At 71.9% G+C, this 16,724-nt stretch carries 13 protein-coding genes; 10 read left to right on the forward strand and 3 right to left on the reverse strand.

Annotated elements, in window-relative coordinates; genetic code table 11:
• The first annotated feature begins 52 nt into the window (after positions 1–52).
• The 4 genes from ACK1X7_RS42740 to ccrA all read left to right on the forward strand — a co-directional run bounded on the left by ACK1X7_RS42740 (position 53) and on the right by ccrA (position 4,832).
• On the forward strand, positions 53–1,018 hold the full coding sequence (locus tag ACK1X7_RS42740) for an NAD-dependent epimerase/dehydratase family protein (RefSeq protein ID WP_385146751.1): 966 nt from the start codon (positions 53–55) through the stop codon (positions 1,016–1,018).
• On the forward strand, positions 1,018–2,004 hold the full coding sequence (locus ACK1X7_RS42745; protein WP_390794675.1) for an aldo/keto reductase: 987 nt from the start codon (positions 1,018–1,020) through the stop codon (positions 2,002–2,004). Before ACK1X7_RS42740 ends, ACK1X7_RS42745 begins: the two co-directional genes overlap by 1 nt.
• The gene (locus tag ACK1X7_RS42750) at positions 1,992–3,377 is read left to right on the forward strand and encodes an NDP-hexose 2,3-dehydratase family protein (RefSeq protein WP_413116537.1); all 1,386 of its coding nucleotides are present in this window, start codon (positions 1,992–1,994) and stop codon (positions 3,375–3,377) included. The genes ACK1X7_RS42745 and ACK1X7_RS42750 overlap by 13 nt, the downstream gene beginning before the upstream one ends.
• Before the next feature lie 114 nt (positions 3,378–3,491).
• Positions 3,492–4,832, forward strand: a complete 1,341-nt coding sequence (gene ccrA, locus ACK1X7_RS42755; RefSeq protein ID WP_413116538.1) for a crotonyl-CoA carboxylase/reductase — start codon at positions 3,492–3,494, stop codon at positions 4,830–4,832.
• A gap of 18 nt (positions 4,833–4,850) precedes the next feature.
• On the opposite strand, the gene ACK1X7_RS42760 is transcribed toward ccrA, so the two are convergent.
• Positions 4,851–7,667, reverse strand: coding sequence for a peroxidase family protein (locus tag ACK1X7_RS42760; RefSeq protein ID WP_390794677.1), 2,817 nt, complete (start codon positions 7,665–7,667; stop codon positions 4,851–4,853).
• A gap of 159 nt (positions 7,668–7,826) precedes the next feature.
• On the opposite strand from ACK1X7_RS42760, the gene ACK1X7_RS42765 reads away from it, so the two are divergent.
• From ACK1X7_RS42765 to ACK1X7_RS42790, 6 genes are all read left to right on the forward strand, one after another.
• Entirely contained in the window at positions 7,827–8,693 is an 867-nt protein-coding gene (locus tag ACK1X7_RS42765; RefSeq protein ID WP_390794678.1) for an Fpg/Nei family DNA glycosylase, read from the forward strand.
• Positions 8,694–8,905: 212 nt separating this feature from the next.
• On the forward strand, positions 8,906–10,117 hold the full coding sequence (locus ACK1X7_RS42770; protein ID WP_390794679.1) for an FAD-dependent monooxygenase: 1,212 nt from the start codon (positions 8,906–8,908) through the stop codon (positions 10,115–10,117).
• A gap of 141 nt (positions 10,118–10,258) precedes the next feature.
• Positions 10,259–11,578, forward strand: a complete 1,320-nt coding sequence (locus tag ACK1X7_RS42775; RefSeq protein ID WP_385146737.1) for an NAD(P)/FAD-dependent oxidoreductase — start codon at positions 10,259–10,261, stop codon at positions 11,576–11,578.
• A gap of 27 nt (positions 11,579–11,605) precedes the next feature.
• Entirely contained in the window at positions 11,606–13,444 is a 1,839-nt protein-coding gene (locus ACK1X7_RS42780) for a transketolase (protein ID WP_413116539.1), read from the forward strand.
• Positions 13,445–13,508: 64 nt separating this feature from the next.
• Positions 13,509–14,597: an NAD-dependent epimerase/dehydratase family protein gene (locus tag ACK1X7_RS42785; protein ID WP_390794681.1), complete on the forward strand. Its 1,089-nt coding sequence runs from the start codon at positions 13,509–13,511 to the stop codon at positions 14,595–14,597.
• Positions 14,598–14,781: 184 nt separating this feature from the next.
• Positions 14,782–15,849, forward strand: coding sequence for a phosphatidylinositol-specific phospholipase C domain-containing protein (locus ACK1X7_RS42790; protein ID WP_413116540.1), 1,068 nt, complete (start codon positions 14,782–14,784; stop codon positions 15,847–15,849).
• A 49-nt stretch (positions 15,850–15,898) separates the two neighbouring features.
• On the opposite strand, the gene ACK1X7_RS42795 is transcribed toward ACK1X7_RS42790, so the two are convergent.
• Positions 15,899–16,111 carry a dodecin gene (locus ACK1X7_RS42795; protein ID WP_093467158.1) on the reverse strand — a complete coding sequence of 71 codons (213 nt, stop codon included), beginning with the start codon at positions 16,109–16,111 and terminating at the stop codon, positions 15,899–15,901.
• A gap of 84 nt (positions 16,112–16,195) precedes the next feature.
• Positions 16,196–16,657 carry a universal stress protein gene (locus ACK1X7_RS42800; RefSeq protein WP_361505451.1) on the reverse strand — a complete coding sequence of 154 codons (462 nt, stop codon included), beginning with the start codon at positions 16,655–16,657 and terminating at the stop codon, positions 16,196–16,198.
• Between the last annotated feature and the right edge of the window lie 67 nt (positions 16,658–16,724).

The raw sequence follows: 16,724 nt of genomic DNA on the forward strand, positions 1-16,724 counted from the left end.
TGGGCGAGGGTAGGGGTTGTTCGGCTCGAAGCGGCGCCAATACGGTGGCGATATGGGCCACATGCGAGATCGGCAGGCCGTTGTGATCGGCGGCACCGGATTCATCGGGCGACATATCTGTAGGGCTCTCACCAAACGCGGATATGAGGTCCTGGCAATAGCGAGAAAACCCGCTGAACCCATTCCCGGAGTCGTATTCCTGCCCCTTGACGCGGTAACCGCGCCGAGCGACGACATCGTCCGGGCCGCGAAGTCCGCCGATCTCGTCGTCAACGCCGCGGGCGACAGTTGGGAGGGCGACGAGGCGAGCATGACGGCCTCGCACATCCCGCTCGTCGACCGGCTGGTGGACGCCGTGGCGACGCTCCCCAGGCGGCCGCGGCTGGTCCATCTGGGGTCGGTGCACGAGTACGGCCCGGTCCCCGACGGCACGGCCATCACCGAGGACCACCCCACCGCCCCCCACACCCCCTACGCCCGCACCAAGCTCGTCGGCAGCCGGATCGTCCTGGGCGCCGCGGACGCGGGCCGCGTCGACGGCTGTGTTCTGCGCGTCACCAACGTCTGCGGACCGGGCACCCCCCGGGGCAGCTTCCTCGGCGGACTCGCCCACCGGCTGCGCCGGACCACCCAGGACGCTCCGCTCTCCCTCACCCTCGTCGACGACCAGCGTGACTTCATCGACGTCCGCGATGTCGCCGAGGCCGTGGCGCTGGCCGCGAGCAGCCCGGTGACCGGCCGGGCGATCAACATCGGGCAGGGCGACGCCTCCAGCATGCGCGAACTGGCCTGGCTGCTGATCTCCGCCTCCCAGGTCCCCACGGAGCTGGTGCGCGAGGAGACCGGCGCCGTGCAGAGCAAGGGCGGCAGTTGGACCCAGGCCGACATCCGCCTCGCCCGGCGGCTCATGGGCTGGTCCCCGAAGGTGGCCCTGAAGGAATCCCTCCACGACCTGTGGGCCGCCTCCGCCACCTCGAGCCGACCGGCTGCCGCGGCGGCCCGTACCGAAGGACACTGATGGAGTACACCTATCTCGGACGTACTGGCCTCAAGGTGAGCCGGGTGTGCCTGGGCACCTTGAACCTCGGGGTCAGGGCGAGCGACGAGGAGAGCCACGCGATCCTGGACACCGCCCTGGACCGCGGCGTCAACTTCGTCGACACCGCCAACCAGTACGGCTGGCAGAAGCACAAGGGCTACACCGAGGAGTTCCTCGGCGGCTGGTTCGCCCAGGGAGGTGGCCGGCGCGAGAAGGTCGTGCTGGGCACCAAGGTGTTCAACCCGATGAGCGACTGGCCCAATGACTCGGGGCTGTCCGCCCGGCACATCATCGCCTCCTGCGAGGACTCGCTGCGGCGGCTGGGCACCGACTGGATCGACCTGTTCCAGATGCACCACATCGACCGCCACGCCCCCTGGGAGGAGGTGTGGCAGGCGATGGAGACGCTGACCCGGCAGGGCAAGGTGCGCTACGTCGGCTCGTCCAACTTCGCCGGCTGGCATATCGCCGAGGCCCAGGAGGCCGCTGCCCGCCGCCACTTCCTCGGCATCGTCTCCGAGCAGAGCGTCTACAACCTCGTCACCCGCCATATCGAACTGGAGCTGATCCCCGCCGCCCAGCGGTACGGGGTCGGGGTGCTCGCCTGGTCCCCGCTGCACGGCGGACTGCTCAGCGGGGCGCTGCGCAAGCTGGCCGAGGGCACCGCGATGAAGACCGCCCAGGGCCGGGCGGCCCAGGCGCTGGAGGTCCACCGGGACGCCGTCGCCGCGTACGAGAAGCTGTGCGACGGCCTCGGCGCCGACCCGGCCGAGGTGGGGCTGGCCTGGGTGATGGGCCGCCCCGGCATCACCGCGCCGGTCATCGGGCCACGCAGCCTGGACCAGCTCGAAGGGGCGTTCAAGGCCATGGAGCTGACGCTGTCCGACGAGGTGCTGACCGAACTGGACCGGCTGTTCCCGCCGATCGGCAACGGCGGCCCCGGGCCGGAGGCATGGGCGTGGTGAAAACGCTCCAGGAACGGCTGATCCGCTCGGCCGCCACCGTCGACAGCTCGGTGACCCTGCTCGCCGACTTCCAGCGCTGGTTCCGGGAGCGCGTCGAGGCCGACGAATCCCGGGTCGAGATCATTCCGTTCGAGCAGATGCGCGGCTGGGCCTTCGCACCGGACACCCACAACCTCGTCCATGAGACCGGCCGGTTCTTCAGCGTCGAGGGCATCCGGGTACGGATGCCCGGGGCGCCGGTGGAGGAGTGGCGCCAGCCGATCCTCCACCAGCCGGAGATCGGCATCCTCGGCATCCTGGTCAAGGACTTCGACGGCGTACCGCACTTCCTGATGCAGGCCAAGATGGAGCCGGGCAACCACAGTGGGCTTCAGCTCTCGCCCACCGTCCAGGCGACCCGCAGCAACTACACCCGGGTGCACAAGGGCCGGGCCGTGCCGTATGTGGAGTACTTCCAGCAGGCCGAACGGCACCGGGTGCTCGCCGATGTCCGCCAGTCGGAGCAGGGCAGTTGGTTCTTCCACAAGCGCAACCGCAACATGCTGGTCGAGGTCGCACCGGAGACGGACGTCGAGGTGCGCGACGGCTTCCGCTGGCTGACGCTGGGCCAGTTATACCATCTGCTGGCCGTGGAGGACCTGGTGAACATGGACGCGCGCAGCGTCCTGGCCTGTCTGCCGCACTCCCCGCCGGCCCCCCAGGAGACGACCTTCCCGGCCCCCCGGGCCCACAGCCGCCACCGCGACGCCGACATCCTGAGCTGGATCACCGGACTGCGCACCGAGCGCGAGGTGTTCACCGAGCGGATACCGCTGCGGGAGACGGCGAGCTGGCACCGCAGCACCCATCGGATCTCCCACGAGAGCGGTCGCTTCTTCAGCGTGATGGCCGTGGACGTGACCGCGGGCGGCCGTGAGGTGGGCGGCTGGACCCAGCCCATGATCGAGCCCCATGGCCCGGGCGTGGCGGCCTTCCTGCTGGCCTACGCCGACCAGGTGCCGCATGTGCTGGTGCAGGCCCGCGCCGAACCCGGTTACACGGATGTGGTGGAGCTGGCCCCCACCGTGCAGTGCACCCCGCGCAACTACACCCATCTGCCCGAGAAGGCCGCCCCGCCGTTCCTCCGCGAGGTGGTGGAGGCACCGGCCGAACGGGTGCGGTTCGACACCGTGCTCTCCGAGGAAGGCGGCCGGTTCTTCCACGCCTTCAACCGCTACCTCATCGTGGAAACCGAGATGAGCGCCGTCCCCGAGGAGCCGTCGCACTACCGCTGGATGGCCGTGCGTCAGTTGCTCGACCTGATACGCCACAGCCATTACGTCAATGTCGAAGCCCGCACGCTCATCGCCTGTCTGCACTCCCTGGCGGTATAGGGGGGCCGCCTAGGGGGGCCGGACCTGGGCGGACGTAGGGGTTATTCGGATCGTGGCCGCTGCCATAGCCTCCGGGACACAGATGGCTCGGGGCGGTACATCGGAGGACACGTCATGCAGGACATCATCAGCGCCATGCTGGCAGAGGATGCGGTGGCCGCGGATTTCGCCGCCTTGAGCGTGCCCGAGTCCTATCGGGGCGCGGTGATCCTCAAAGAGGAATCCGAGATGTTCGAGGGCATGGCCACCAAGGACAAGGACCCCCAGAAGTCGCTCCACATCCGTGAGGTGCCCACGCCCGAACCGGGCCCGGGCGAGGCGGTGATCGCGGTCATGGCCAGCGCGATCAACTACAACACCGTGTGGAGCGCCATCTTCGAGCCGATGCCGACCTTCGGCTTCCTGGAGCGGTACGCACGGACCGACGACCCCGGCGCGGCCCGCCACAACCAGCCCTACCACGTCCTCGGCTCCGATCTGGCCGGTGTGGTGCTGCGCACCGGGCCGGGGGTGCGCCACTGGAAGCCCGGCGACCGGGTGGTGGCCCACTGCCTGTCCATCGAACTGCGCTCACCGGACGGCCACGACGACAGCATGCTCGACCCCGAGCAGCGCATCTGGGGCTTCGAGACCAACTTCGGCGGGCTCGCCGAGCTCTCGCTGGTCAAAGCCAATCAGCTCATGCCGATGCCCGCCCACCTCACCTGGGAGGAGGCCGCGTCCTCGGGCCTGGTCAACTCCACGGCGTACCGGCAGCTCGTCTCCCGCAACGGCGCCCAGATGAAGCAGGGCGATGTGACCCTCATCTGGGGCGCGGCCGGTGGCCTCGGCTCGTACGCCACCCAACTGGCCGTCAACGGCGGGGCCATCCCGGTGTGCGTGGTCTCCGGGCAGCGCAAGGCCGAACTCGCCCGCTCCATGGGGGCCGAGCTGGTCATCGACCGGGCCGAGGAGGGCTATCGGTTCTGGAAGGACGCGTCCACGCCCGACCCCAAGGAGTGGAAGCGCTTCGGCGCCCGGATCCGCGAACTGACCGGCGGCGACGATCCGGACATCGTCCTGGAGCACCCCGGCCGGGAAACCTTCGGCGCCAGTGTGTACGTGGCGCGGCGCGGCGGAACGATCGTCACCTGCGCCTCGACCTCCGGCTACCGCCATGAGTACGACAACCGCTATCTGTGGATGGCCCTCAAGCGCATCATCGGCACCCACTTCGCCAACTACCGGGAGGCATGGGCGGCCAACCGGCTGATCGAGAAGGGAATGGTGCACCCCACGCTCTCCAAGGTCTATCCGCTCGCGGCGGTCGGCACGGCCACCCAGGACGTCCACCGCAACCGCCACTCCGGGAAGGTCGGCGTCCTGTGCCTGGCCCCGGAGGAGGGCCTGGGCGTGCGCGATCCGGAGCTGCGCGAGCGCCATCTGCCGTCCATCAACCGCTTCCGCCAGGACTGAACCGGTCCACGGCCGCGGTCAGGCCGCGGACGGCACCACCGGCCGCCAGGGCGCGAACGGGCTCGCCCCGCGGGGCAGCACTCCGGCCAGCTCCGGGCAGTGCCGCAGGATCACCGAGGTCATGCTGGACTTCTCCACCCAGTCCAGCCCCAGCGGGGTGTACACCTCGGGCCGGAAGTCCACGGTCAGAAGGCGATCGTCCTGAATCCGCCGGGTGGCCATCAGCAGCAGGACATGGCACGCCGTCTCGCTGAAGCCGGACCCCTCGGGCGGATTCTCCGCGAACAGCCCCACCATGGCGTCGATCTCATTGACCGAGGCGTAGACCTCCTCGAGCCGCGCGACCGTGTCCTGATCGGGGGACAGTTGCTCGAAGGAGCGGATCCGCGGTCTGCCCAGCCGGGCCCGGAAGTCGTTGTACCGCGGAACGCCCCGCCGCCGGGCCCGCATCAGATCCGCCACCGGCAGATCGAGGAACTCGCCGTCCCGCTCGCAACGCCGCAGCGCTCGCGGGTAGTTGCCCAGAGTGATCGCGCCCGGATGGGCGATGCCGAAGGAGTAGAGGGCGTCGGCGAGCCCCGTCTTGCGCATCACCGCCTCGGCCGCCGGGCCCCGCACCTCGTCGAAGCCGAGCGACCGCGACCGCCGCCCGAGGCGGTGGTCGCACAGCTCGATGTCGTCGGGGACCAGCGGATGCGTCCGGTAGACCGTCATGAACTCCTCGGTGAGGGCGAACGGCACTCCGGGATGGTCCGGCACGCCGCGGGGGCCGCCCGCCGACACGCTCGCCTCGAACAGCCACAGGCCGAGCCGGGACAGCCAACGGGCGGGCGGGCCCTGCCAGTTGGTCCTCGAGCCGAGGTCGATCACCTCGGTGGCGAGGATCGCCGGAATCCACTCCACCGTATGGATCTTGGCGATGAGCGCGCGGACCACCAGCCGGGCCGTGCGGTGCGCCGCCTCCTCGTCCATCGCCGGATGGGTGCGGCGCAGCGCCTCGTACACCGCCTCGTGCTCGCGGGCGAAGAGCGTGTGCATCGCGCTGAGCCCCAGCCACCAGGCGCCGGGCGAGCCGATCGGCGGCACCCCGCCCGGACCCAGCGGCAGATGGCCCTCCTCCAGGCGCTGCCCGGCGCCGCCGTACGCCTGCGAGCCGTCCCAGCGGTGGGAGGCGGTGCCGACCCAGTCCGGGGACTGGAAGTGGGTCCAGGCGGCCGCCAGGACATTGAGCGAGGTGGCGGGCCGGAAGCGCTCCCGGTGCAGCAGCCGTTCGCCGACCGTGGCGGGGTGGGGCACATGGATCAGATCGGGACGGTGGACCGGTGACAGGCGGCGGCCGGCGGCGGCCCTCCGCGCCACGCCCGTATCGCCGGGCAGGCCGTCGTACGAGCGCGCCGGGGCGGGGGCCGGACCGGGGCGCGAAGGCGACTCGGGCGAGGGCGCGTCGAGGAGGCCGAACCGATGCAGCGTCCGGCCCAGCGCGTCCGGGTTGAGCAGCCCCAGCGGGTCCGGCAGCCGATGCCAGGGCACACAGCGGTTGACCAGGCCGAAGGCCGCGCGCACCGGCAGATCGAGGGCGGCGCGCACCGGAACGGGCAGCAGCGCGGCGGGGCCCGGTCCGGCGGTCGGGACTGGCTCGTCGGTCGGGCCCGGCTCCGTGGTCGGGCCCGGCTCGGCGGTGGGGAAGCGCAGGCCGAGTCGGTGCGCCGCGGCGACCTCGTACGCGGCCTTGCGCGCCCGGTTGAGATTGCCCAGCGGCCGGAACTCCTCGGTGGTGTGCCAGGGGTTGAACGTCAGCAGCTCGACCCGGCGGGCCGCGGCCCGGGCCCGGGCGCCGTCCAGGTCCTGGCGCGGCACGGTGAGCACCGCGACCGGGACGATCGGGGCGTCGCTCTCCGGCCACTCCACCGAGCCGTCCTCGACCGGGGTGCGGCGGTCGTCCAGATAGCGCTGCACACACAGCTCGAAGGCGATGTCGCCGGTGGACAGCCGCATCGCCAGCTCACGGTCGAGATAGTCGGGATCGCCGCGGTCGGGCGGGGGAGCGGCGGTGCCGCCGGGCGCCGGACGTAGCCGATACCGCACCGGACCGGCCGGGCCCCACAGGATCGCGCCCCGGCTCCAGAAGGTCTCGCGGGCCAGCGAGCCCACCGTATGGCGGGTGGCGGTCCGCACATTGCGGCGCATCCGGTCGGCGGTGGCCCAGCCCACCGCCAGCGGCAGCCGGACGAAGAGCCCGAACGCCTTCTCCACGGTGCTCCCCGCGCCCGCCGTGGCCTTGGCGAAGGCGACGAACTCATGCACATCGGCGGCATGGGACACCGGGAAGCTGGTGGCCAGCAGATCGTGGGTCTCCTCCGGACCGGCCTGGACCCGCACCGCCATCCGGCGCAGATCGGGCGTGGTGTCCTGCCGCTCGGTGCCGCTCGCGGTGGACAGCCGCAGCACGGCCGGGTACTCGGCGCCCGGCCGGGCGTATCCCACGCACAGCTCCGGCGGAAGGTCGTCACGGAACCGCAGCCGGGCGTTCTCCACGCCCAGCGCGGCCTTGGCCCGGAAGGGGCGCAGCAACTGCGGGGCGCCCGGGCCCACCGCGCCGCCGGGGCGGGCCCGCTGCACCCGCATCAGCTCGTGGGTCAGCTTCTCGAAGCGCCGCCGCTCGGCCTCGGGACTGCCGCCCTCGTACGCCTCATAGCCCTCGTACGTCGCGCCTCGTGTCCCGCCCGTCGCCTCGTGCCGTGCCGCCTCCGCGCCGCGTGCCGCCTCGCCGACGCGTGGTACCGCACCACCGCGTACTGCCTCGCTTCGTACGGACTGCTGTCCGGTGTCGACCATGGGAAACGCTCCGTACGGGGCAGGCTGGGACGAAAGGGGACAAAAGAGACGGTAAGTGAGTGTCCGCGAAGCCGCAGCCCGGAGCGGTGCGCCGGTGGTAACCGGCTCCCTCGGGGGCGCCCCGGGTGATGCGCCGCCGCCCTGCGGCACACTGGTGGCATGCCGGAGCTGCCCGAGGTGGAGGCCCTCGCCGAGATCCTGGCCGGGCGCGCCGCCGGCCGGGAGATCGCCCGTGTCCTCCCCGTCGCGGTGAGCGTTCTGAAGACCTACGATCCGCCGCTGGGCGCGCTCGAAGGCCGCACCATCACGGCGGCGGTCCGCCACGGCAAGTTCCTCGACCTGGCCACCGACGGCCCCCATTTGGTCGTCCACCTCGCCAAGGCGGGCTGGCTGCGCTGGCGCGACGGACTCCCCGAGGCTCCGCCCCGCCCCGGCAAGGGCCCGCTGGCGCTGCGGCTGCTCCTGGCCGGTCCGGAGCGCTCCGGGTTCGACCTCACCGAGGCCGGGACGCGCAAGGGGCTCGCGGTGTACGTGGTCCGCGACCCGCAGGAGGTCCCCGGGATCGCCCGGCTGGGCCCGGACCCGCTCGACGACTCCTTCACCCTGGAGGCGTTCGCCGGGCTGCTGCGCGGCGTACGCCACCGGATCAAGGGGGTGCTGCGCGACCAGAGCGTCATCGCCGGGATCGGCAACGCCTACTCCGACGAGATCCTGCACGCCGCCCGGATGTCCCCCTACCGGCTCGCCTCCGACCTCACCGAAGCGGAGATCGCCGGGGTGTACGAGGCGATGGGCGCCACGCTGCGCTCCGCCGTCGAGCGCTCCCGCGGACTGGCCGCCACCGACCTCAAGGGGGAGAAGCGCGGCGGCATGCGGGTGCACGGCCGCACCGGGCAGCCGTGCCCGGTGTGCGGGGACACCGTCCGCGAGGTGTCCTTCCGCGACTCCTCGCTCCAGTACTGCCCCACCTGCCAGACCGGCGGCAAGCCGCTCGCCGACCGGCGGCTGTCCCGGCTGCTCAAGTAGGCGGGACCGCTCACGTAGCGAAGCCCTTCACATGGCGCGGCCGCTCACGTAGCGGGGCCGCTCACGTGGCGGGTTGCCGGAGCTGTCCCAAATGCCGCCCATCGCCGGGTAGTTGAACTGGCGCTCTTGTCCCGGGAGGCTCCGGTCCGCCATATGGTGCTGTCGCAACCCCACGACACGACACGACACCCCACGCCACGTCACGGAGCACCATGACCACAGCCCTGATCATCGGTGGCGGCATCGCCGGCACGGTGACCGCGATGGCCCTGCGGAAAGCCGGGATCGACGCGGTCGTCTACGAGACGTACCCCCCGGACGCCACCGACGCGGGTGCGTTCCTCGTCGTCGCCGCCAACGGCCTGGAGGCATTGCGCACCATCGACGCCCATGAACCGGTGCTGGAGAACTCCTTCCCGGTCGGCCGCGTCGAGTTCATCAGCAACACCGGCAAGCGGCTCGGCAACCGGCCCATGTCCGGATCGCAGGACGGCGGCCTCGGCTCCGTCACCCTCAAACGCGCCACCCTGGCCCGGGTGCTGCGCGAGGAGGCGGTGCGCCGCGGAGTGCGCATCGAGCACGGCAAGCGGCTGCTCGCCGCCCACACCAGCCCCGACGGCCGGATCGTCTGCTCCTTCGCCGACGGCGGGCGCGCCGTGGGCGATGTGCTGATCGGCGCGGACGGCATCCACTCGCTCGTCCGCAGGGCCATCGACGCGGCCGCGCCCCGGCCCCGCTACACCGGCCAGCACACCGTCTGCGGCTACACCCGCGACGCCGAGACGCCGCCGGATCCGGACGCCTACACGATGATCTTCGGCAAGCAGGCGTTCTTCGGCTGCACCACCGCCCCGGACGGCGAGGTGTGGTGGTTCTGCAACGCCCCGGCCGAGGAGATCTCCAAGAGTGAGCTGGCCGCCATCGCCGCCGAGGAGTGGCGGGAGCGGCTGCTGAGGCTCTTCGCCGAGGACAACACCCCCGCCGCCGACCTGGTCCGCGCCACCGGCGACTCCATCGTGGCCACCGCCGCCTACGACATCGTCTCCACCCCCACCTGGTCCGAGGAGTCCATGGTCATCGTCGGCGACGCCGCGCACGCCTGCGCGCCCAACGCCGCCCAGGGCGCGTCGATGGCCATCGAGGACGGTGTCGTGCTCGCCAAATGCCTGCGCGATCTGCGCTCGCCCCAGTCGGCCTTCGCCGCGTACGAGGCGCTGCGCCGGGAGCGGGTCGAGAAGGTCGCCACGGCCAGCGCGGGCATGGCCCGCCGCACGGCGCCGGGACCGGTGGCGCGGGCCCTGCGCGATGCCACCATGCCGCGCAAGCTGGACCGGGCCGGCAACGGCGCCCCCGACTGGCTGACCGGCTATCGCATCGACTGGGACGAGCCGGTCGACGCGCAGACGGCCGGCCGGCGCCGCTGACCCACCGCGCACCCGCCCCCGGACCGCACCCCGAACCCTCCGGAACGCGGTCCCGGGGGCGGGGCCGCGCGAGCCCGACGTTTGGCCCGGACTCTCACGGGCACTTGGTGCTCCCTGGCCCCGTATGCCCGGGAGATTCGTGTGAGCCCAGTACGCATAGTGATCGTCGGTGCCGGTTTCGCCGGTTATCAGGCCGCCCGTGAGCTCTCCCGCACCCTGCGCGGCGCGGCGGACATCGTCCTGATCAACCCCAACGACTACTTCCTGTATCTGCCGCTGCTGCCCGAAGTGGCGGCCGGGATCCTGGAGCCCCGGCGGGTCTCGGTCTCCCTCACCGGCACCCTGCCGCATGTCCGGCTGGTGCTGGGCGAGGTCCACGGCGTCGACCTGGACGCCCGCCGGGTCTCCTGGCGGGACCCGGACGGACGGTCCGGCGAGATGGCGTACGACCGCCTCATCCTCTCCGTGGGCAGCGTCAACAAACTGCTGCCGATCCCCGGTGTGGCCGAGCACGCCCATGGTTTCCGCGGTATGCCGGAGGCGCTCTACCTGCGCGACCACATCACCCGGCAGATAGAGATGTCCGGCACCAGTGAGGACCCGCGGGAGCGGACCGCCCGCCGCACCTTCGTGGTGGTCGGCGCCGGCTACACCGGCACCGAGGTGGCCGCCCACGGGGTGCTCTTCACCGACTCGCTGGCGCGCAAGAACACCACACTGCGCGACGCGCCACGGCCCCGCTGGCTGCTGGTCGACATCGCCCCCCGGGTGCTGCCGGAGCTGGACAGGAAACTGTCCCGCACGGCCGACCGGGTGCTGCGCAAACGGGGTGTGGACATCCGCACCCGCACCACGGTCAAGGAGGCCACCTCGGAGGGCGTGCGGCTGGACGACGGCGAGTTCATCGACACCCGGTCGCTGATCTGGTGTGTCGGGGTGCGCCCCGACCCGCTGGTGGACCAGCTCGGGCTGCCGACCGAACGCGGCCGGCTGAGGGTCGACCAGTATCTGGCCGTGCCCGGCCATCCGGAGGTGCTGGCCTGCGGGGACGCCGCCGCCGTACCCGATCTGACCCGGCCGGGCCAGTTCACCCCGATGACCGCACAGCACGCCCACCGGCAGGGAAAGGTCGCGGCCCACAACGTCCTGGCCTCCCTCGGGCGCGGCGCCCCCAAACCGTACAAACACCATGACCTCGGGTTCACCGTCGACCTCGGCGGGGCGCAGGCCGCCGCGGACCCGCTGCACATACCGCTGTCCGGGCCGCTCGCGGGCGCGGTCACCCGCGGCTATCACCTGATGGCGATGCCGGGGAACCGGGTCCGGGTCGCCGCCGACTGGCTGCTCGACGCGGTGCTGCCACGTCAGGCGGTGCAGCTCGGGGTGGTCCCGCCCTGGGCGGTGCCGCTGGACACCGAATCGCCCGAGGTCGCGCAGACGGTACGGGCGGGTCGCGGCTGACCGTCGGCGAAACCTGGAAGGAGAACAATGCGACACGAACAACTCAGCGAACTCGGCCAGCAGCTCCGGGTGGACTCGGTGCGCGCCGCCGATGCCGCCGGGTCCGGCCATCCCACGTCGTCGATGTCGGCGGCGGACCTGATGGCCGTCCTGATGGGAAACCATCTGCGCTATGACTTCGAGCAGCCCGAGCGTCCGGGCAATGACCACCTGATCTTCTCCAAGGGCCATGCCTCCCCGCTGCTCTACTCGGTCTACAAGGCGGCCGGGGCCCTCCGCGACGAGGAGTTCGTCACCTTCCGCAAGCGCGGCAGCAGGCTGGAGGGCCACCCCACGCCACGGCTCCCGTGGGTGGACGTGGCCACCGGATCGCTCGGACAGGGCCTGCCCTACGGCGTGGGCATGGCGCTGAGCGGCAAGCGGCTCGACCATCTGCCCTACCGCGTCTGGGTGCTGTGCGGCGACAGCGAGATGGCCGAGGGCTCGATGTGGGAGGCGTTCGAGCACGCGGGCTACGAGCGGCTGGACAACCTCATCGCCATCATCGATGTGAACCGGCTCGGCCAGCGCGGCCCCACCCGCCACGAATGGGACCTGGACGCCTACGCGCGGCGCATCCGCGCCTTCGACTGGCACACCATCGAGATCGACGGTCATGACATCGAGGCCATCGACCGCGCCTACGCCGAGGCGCTGTCCACCGTCGGCCGCCCCACCGCCATCATCGCCCGCACCATGAAGGGCCGCGGTGTCGCCTCGGTGGAGAACCGCGAGGGCATGCACGGCAAGCCGCTGAAGAACCCGGAGGAGGCCATCGCCGAGCTCGGCGGCGTACGCAACCTGGCCGTGCCGGTGCTCGGCCCGCCCTCGGTCTCTCCCACCCGGCCCTTCGCCGAGGGCCCGCTGGTCCTGCCGCGCTACAACACCGGCGACTCGGTGCCCACCCGTGACGCGTTCGGCGAGGCGGTGGCCGCCGTCGGCACCGCCCGAGGCAGTGTGGTGGCACTCGACGGCGAGGTGGGCGACTCGACCCGCCTGGAGTACTTCCACAAGGAACACCCCGAGCGGTACTTCGAGTTCTTCATCGCCGAGCAGCAACTGGTGGCCGCCGCCGTCGGCATGCAGGCCCGCGGCTGGAACCCGTACGTCTCCACCTTCGCGGCCTTCTTCACCCGCGCCTACGACTTCATCCGGATGGCCGCCATCAGCGACGCGGACCTCAATCTCATCGGCTCCCACGCCGGGGTGGCCATCGGTGAGGACGGCCCCTCGCAGATGGGCGTGGAGGACCTGGCGGCCATGCGGGCGGTACACGGCAGCACGGTGCTCTACCCGTGCGACGCCAACCAGACCGCCCAACTGACCGCGGCCATGGCCGCGGAGTCCGGCATCCGCTATCTGCGCACCACCCGCGGCGGAACGCCGGTCATCTACCCGCCCACCGAGAGCTTCCCCATCGGCGGCTCCAAGGTCGTCCGCGCCACCGACGACGACCAGGTCACCCTCATCGGTGCGGGGGTCACCCTGCACGAGGCCATCGAGGCCGCCGACCGGCTCGCCCAGGAGGGCATCCCCGCCCGCGTCATCGACCTGTACTCGGTCAAGCCGGTGGACGCCGAGACGCTGCGCACCGCCGCCGAGGTGACGGGCGGCCTGATCACCGTGGAGGACCACCACCCCGAGGGCGGACTGGGCGACGCGGTGCTCGGGGCGTTCGGCGACGGCCGTCCGGTGCCCCGGACGGTCCGGCTCGCGCTGCGCACGATGCCGGGCTCCTCGACCCCCGACGAGCAGTTGAGCGACGCGGGAATCGACGCGGACGCGATCGTCGCGGCCGCGCGGGAGCTGGTCGGCCGGGCCGGCTGAGGAGGCGTTCGGCCGAGGACCCCGGAACGGCCGAGGACTCGGCGCGGCCGGAAGGAGCGGACACATGGGCATCAAGCAGGGCATGCGCGTGGTGGTGGTCGGGGCCACCGGCAATGCCGGTACGAGCGTCGTCCGCGCGCTCGGCGAGGCCCCGGACATCGAGTCGATCGTGGGCGTCGCCCGCCGGGTGCCCAACTGGTCGCCGCCGAAGACCACCTGGGTACGGGCGGACATCGGGCGGGACGCGGGTGAGGAGGCCGATCTCGTACGGCACTTCGAGGGCGCCGACGCGGTCGTCCACCTCGCCTGGCTGATCCAGCCCAGCCATCGGCCCGCCGTCACCTGGGACACCAATGTCCTCGGCAGTGTCCGGGTCTTCGAGGCGGTGGCGCGGGCCGAGGTGCCGGTCCTGGTGTACGCCTCCTCGGTGGGCGCCTACTCACCCGGCCCCGAGGACGGCCGCCCGGTGGACGAGTCCTGGCCCACCCACGGCTGGCCGGAGGCCGCGTACTGCCGTGAGAAGGCGTATGTGGAGCGGGTGCTCGACGCCTTCGAACGGGAGCATCCGCAGATCCGGGTGGTGCGGATGCGGCCGGGCTTCCTCTTCAAGGAGGAGGCGGCGGCCGAGCAGCGTCGGCTGTTCATGGGGCCGTTCGTGCCCCGGCGGCTGATCCGCGCCGGTTTCCTGCCCGCGGTCTTCGACCTGCCCGGGCTGCGCCTCCAGGTCCTGCACACCGACGACGCCGCCGAGGCGTACCGCCTGGCGCTCGGCCGGCAGGTGCGCGGCGCCTTCAACCTCGCGGCCGAACCGCCGGTCGACGGCCGGACGCTGGCCGGTCTCCTCGACGCACGGACGGTACGGATCCCGCGCCTCGCCGCCCGCTCGGCCATGGCCACGGCCTGGCATCTGCGTCTGCTGCCTCCCTCGCCCCAGTTGTTCGACGCGGCCCTGCGGCTCCCGCTGATGGACACCACCCGGGCCCAGGAGGAACTGGGCTGGCGGCCCCGGCACACCGCCGTCGAGACGTTCCGGGAGTTCCTCACCGGGCTGCGGCGCGGCACCGGTATGGATCAGACCGCCCCGCTGGCCGCCAAGCTGCCCGGCGGACGGCCGCGCGAGGCCGCGACGACCGGTGCGGGGGAGCGCCCCTGACCCCAAAGCCAAAGAGGGCTTCAGATGAGGCCCCGGCCGTGTGAGACGCGGCACATGAGACGGGCTCAGCGGCAGCACCGCCGCGGGGCCCGTCCCGCTGTGACCCATAGCCCCTCGTAACCCGTGACGCGACTCCCGTACGCTTCTGCCCAGTTGGTCGGGTTGTCGACGAGGGTGGGGACACATGGGCAGGGTGGGGAATCCGGCGCGCGGTCATGCCCGGCGCACGGGAACGGTGGCGGTCGCCGCGGCGGCCGCCGCACTGTGTCTGACGGCATCGGCGGAGGCCCGGCCCACCGCCGCGGACGACCCGTCCTATTCCGCCACCACCTCGGTAGGGGTGCACAACGCATACGAAAAGGCCAAGTACCCGTACTTCGCCGACGCGCTCGACTCCGGTGCCTCGCTGCTTGAACTCGACGTATGGACCAACGCGTTCGGCGCCGGCTGGCGGGTCTCGCACGGCAATCCGCTCGGCAACGACAACAACTGCGAGAACGCCGCGGGCCCGGACGAACTGCGCACCAAGCCCCGCGACCAGAGCCTGACCGGCTGCCTCGCCGATATGCGGGCCTGGCACCAGGCCCATCCGGGCCACCGGCCCATCTTCATCAAGGTGGAGATGAAGGACGGCTTCTACGGCAAGAGCGGCCGTGGCCCGGCCGACCTCGACGCCCTCCTCGGCGCCACTCTGGGCGACGCGCTGCTGCGCCCGGCGGATGTGGTGGGCGGCCACGCCAACCTCGACGAGGCGGTGCGCGCGGACGGCTGGCCGTCCCGCTCCGCGCTCGCGGGGAAGTTCGTCGTCGAGCTGATCCCCGGCACGGTCGAGGAGAACAACCCGCTGGACTCGCTGTGGACCGACCGTGAGTACGCCACCCATCTGCGGGACCTGTCCGCCGCCGGGAAGCTCGGTCAGGCCGCCGCCTTCCCCGCCGTGCACGGCGCCGCCTCGGACGATCCGCGCACCCGCTACACCGACGCCGCCCTCCGGCCGTGGTTCGTGGTCTTCGACGGGGACGCGTCCACGTATGTCACCAGCGGTGTGGACACCGCCTGGTACGACGACCGCCACTACCTGCTGATCATGACGGACGCGCACAACGTGGCGCCCGCGATCGACGGCACCAGCCCCACCGAGGACCAGGCGCGCACCCGGGTGTCCGAACTCGCCGCCCGGCACGCCAGCTTCGCGACCGCCGACTGGTATCCGCTGCCGTCCGTGCTCTCCACCGTCGTGGCCCGTGGCTGAGCACGCGACCGCCTCCCGGGCCGTGTCCGCTGTGCGGACGCGGCCGGGGTCAGTCGGGGTCCTCGAGCCGGAATCCGACCTTCAGCCCCACCTGATAGTGCGCGATCCGGCCGTCCTCGATATGCCCGCGCACTTGACCGACCTCGAACCAATCGAGGTTGCGGAGCGTCTTGGAGGCGCGGCCGATGGCGGTGCGGATCGCGTCGTCGACGCTCTCGGTGGACGAGCCGACGATCTCGGTCACCCGGTAGGTGTGGGCCATGGCAGTCTCCCCGGTCCATGGGGTGGTCCGTTCGTTTCTCCCACCGTGCCTCACCGCGCCGGGCTCCGCGAGCCGGCGGGGGTCCTACGGCACCACCGTGACCGGCCAGCGGCCCGCCTTCACCAGCCGTACGGCCACCGAGCCGATGAAGCGGTGCCCGGCCTGCTCGGACGCGCCCACCACCACGGCGTCGGCCTTCAGCTCATCGGCCGCCTGGGCCAGGCCGTTGTACGGATCGCCCCGGAAGGTGTGGAACTCCCAGCGGACGTCGAAGACCCCGCGCAGCCGCTCGGCGGCCTCCCGCATCTCCGTCATCAGCTCCTCGGCCACCTCACCCGTGGTGTCGGCCACCGAGGCACCCAGGGCCGCCCCGGCGGCCAGCACCGGCTGGATATAGACCACGACGAGCAGCGCCTTCTGGCGTCTGGCCAGTCCGGCGGCGTAGGCCGTGGCACGCCAGGAAGATTCGGAACCGTCCAGTCCGGCCACGATGACCTTGGGTCCGTCGGTTCCCCGTTCAAAAGACGGAGGGAGTTTGTCCACCACATCTGCGAGGCTAGCGCCAGGGACGGTCCGGTGATCACCCGGCCCGTCCCGCGGCGCGTGAGCACCG

This window comes from Streptomyces sp. CY-1 (genome assembly GCF_047218265.1).
Classification (GTDB): domain Bacteria; phylum Actinomycetota; class Actinomycetes; order Streptomycetales; family Streptomycetaceae; genus Streptomyces; species Streptomyces niphimycinicus.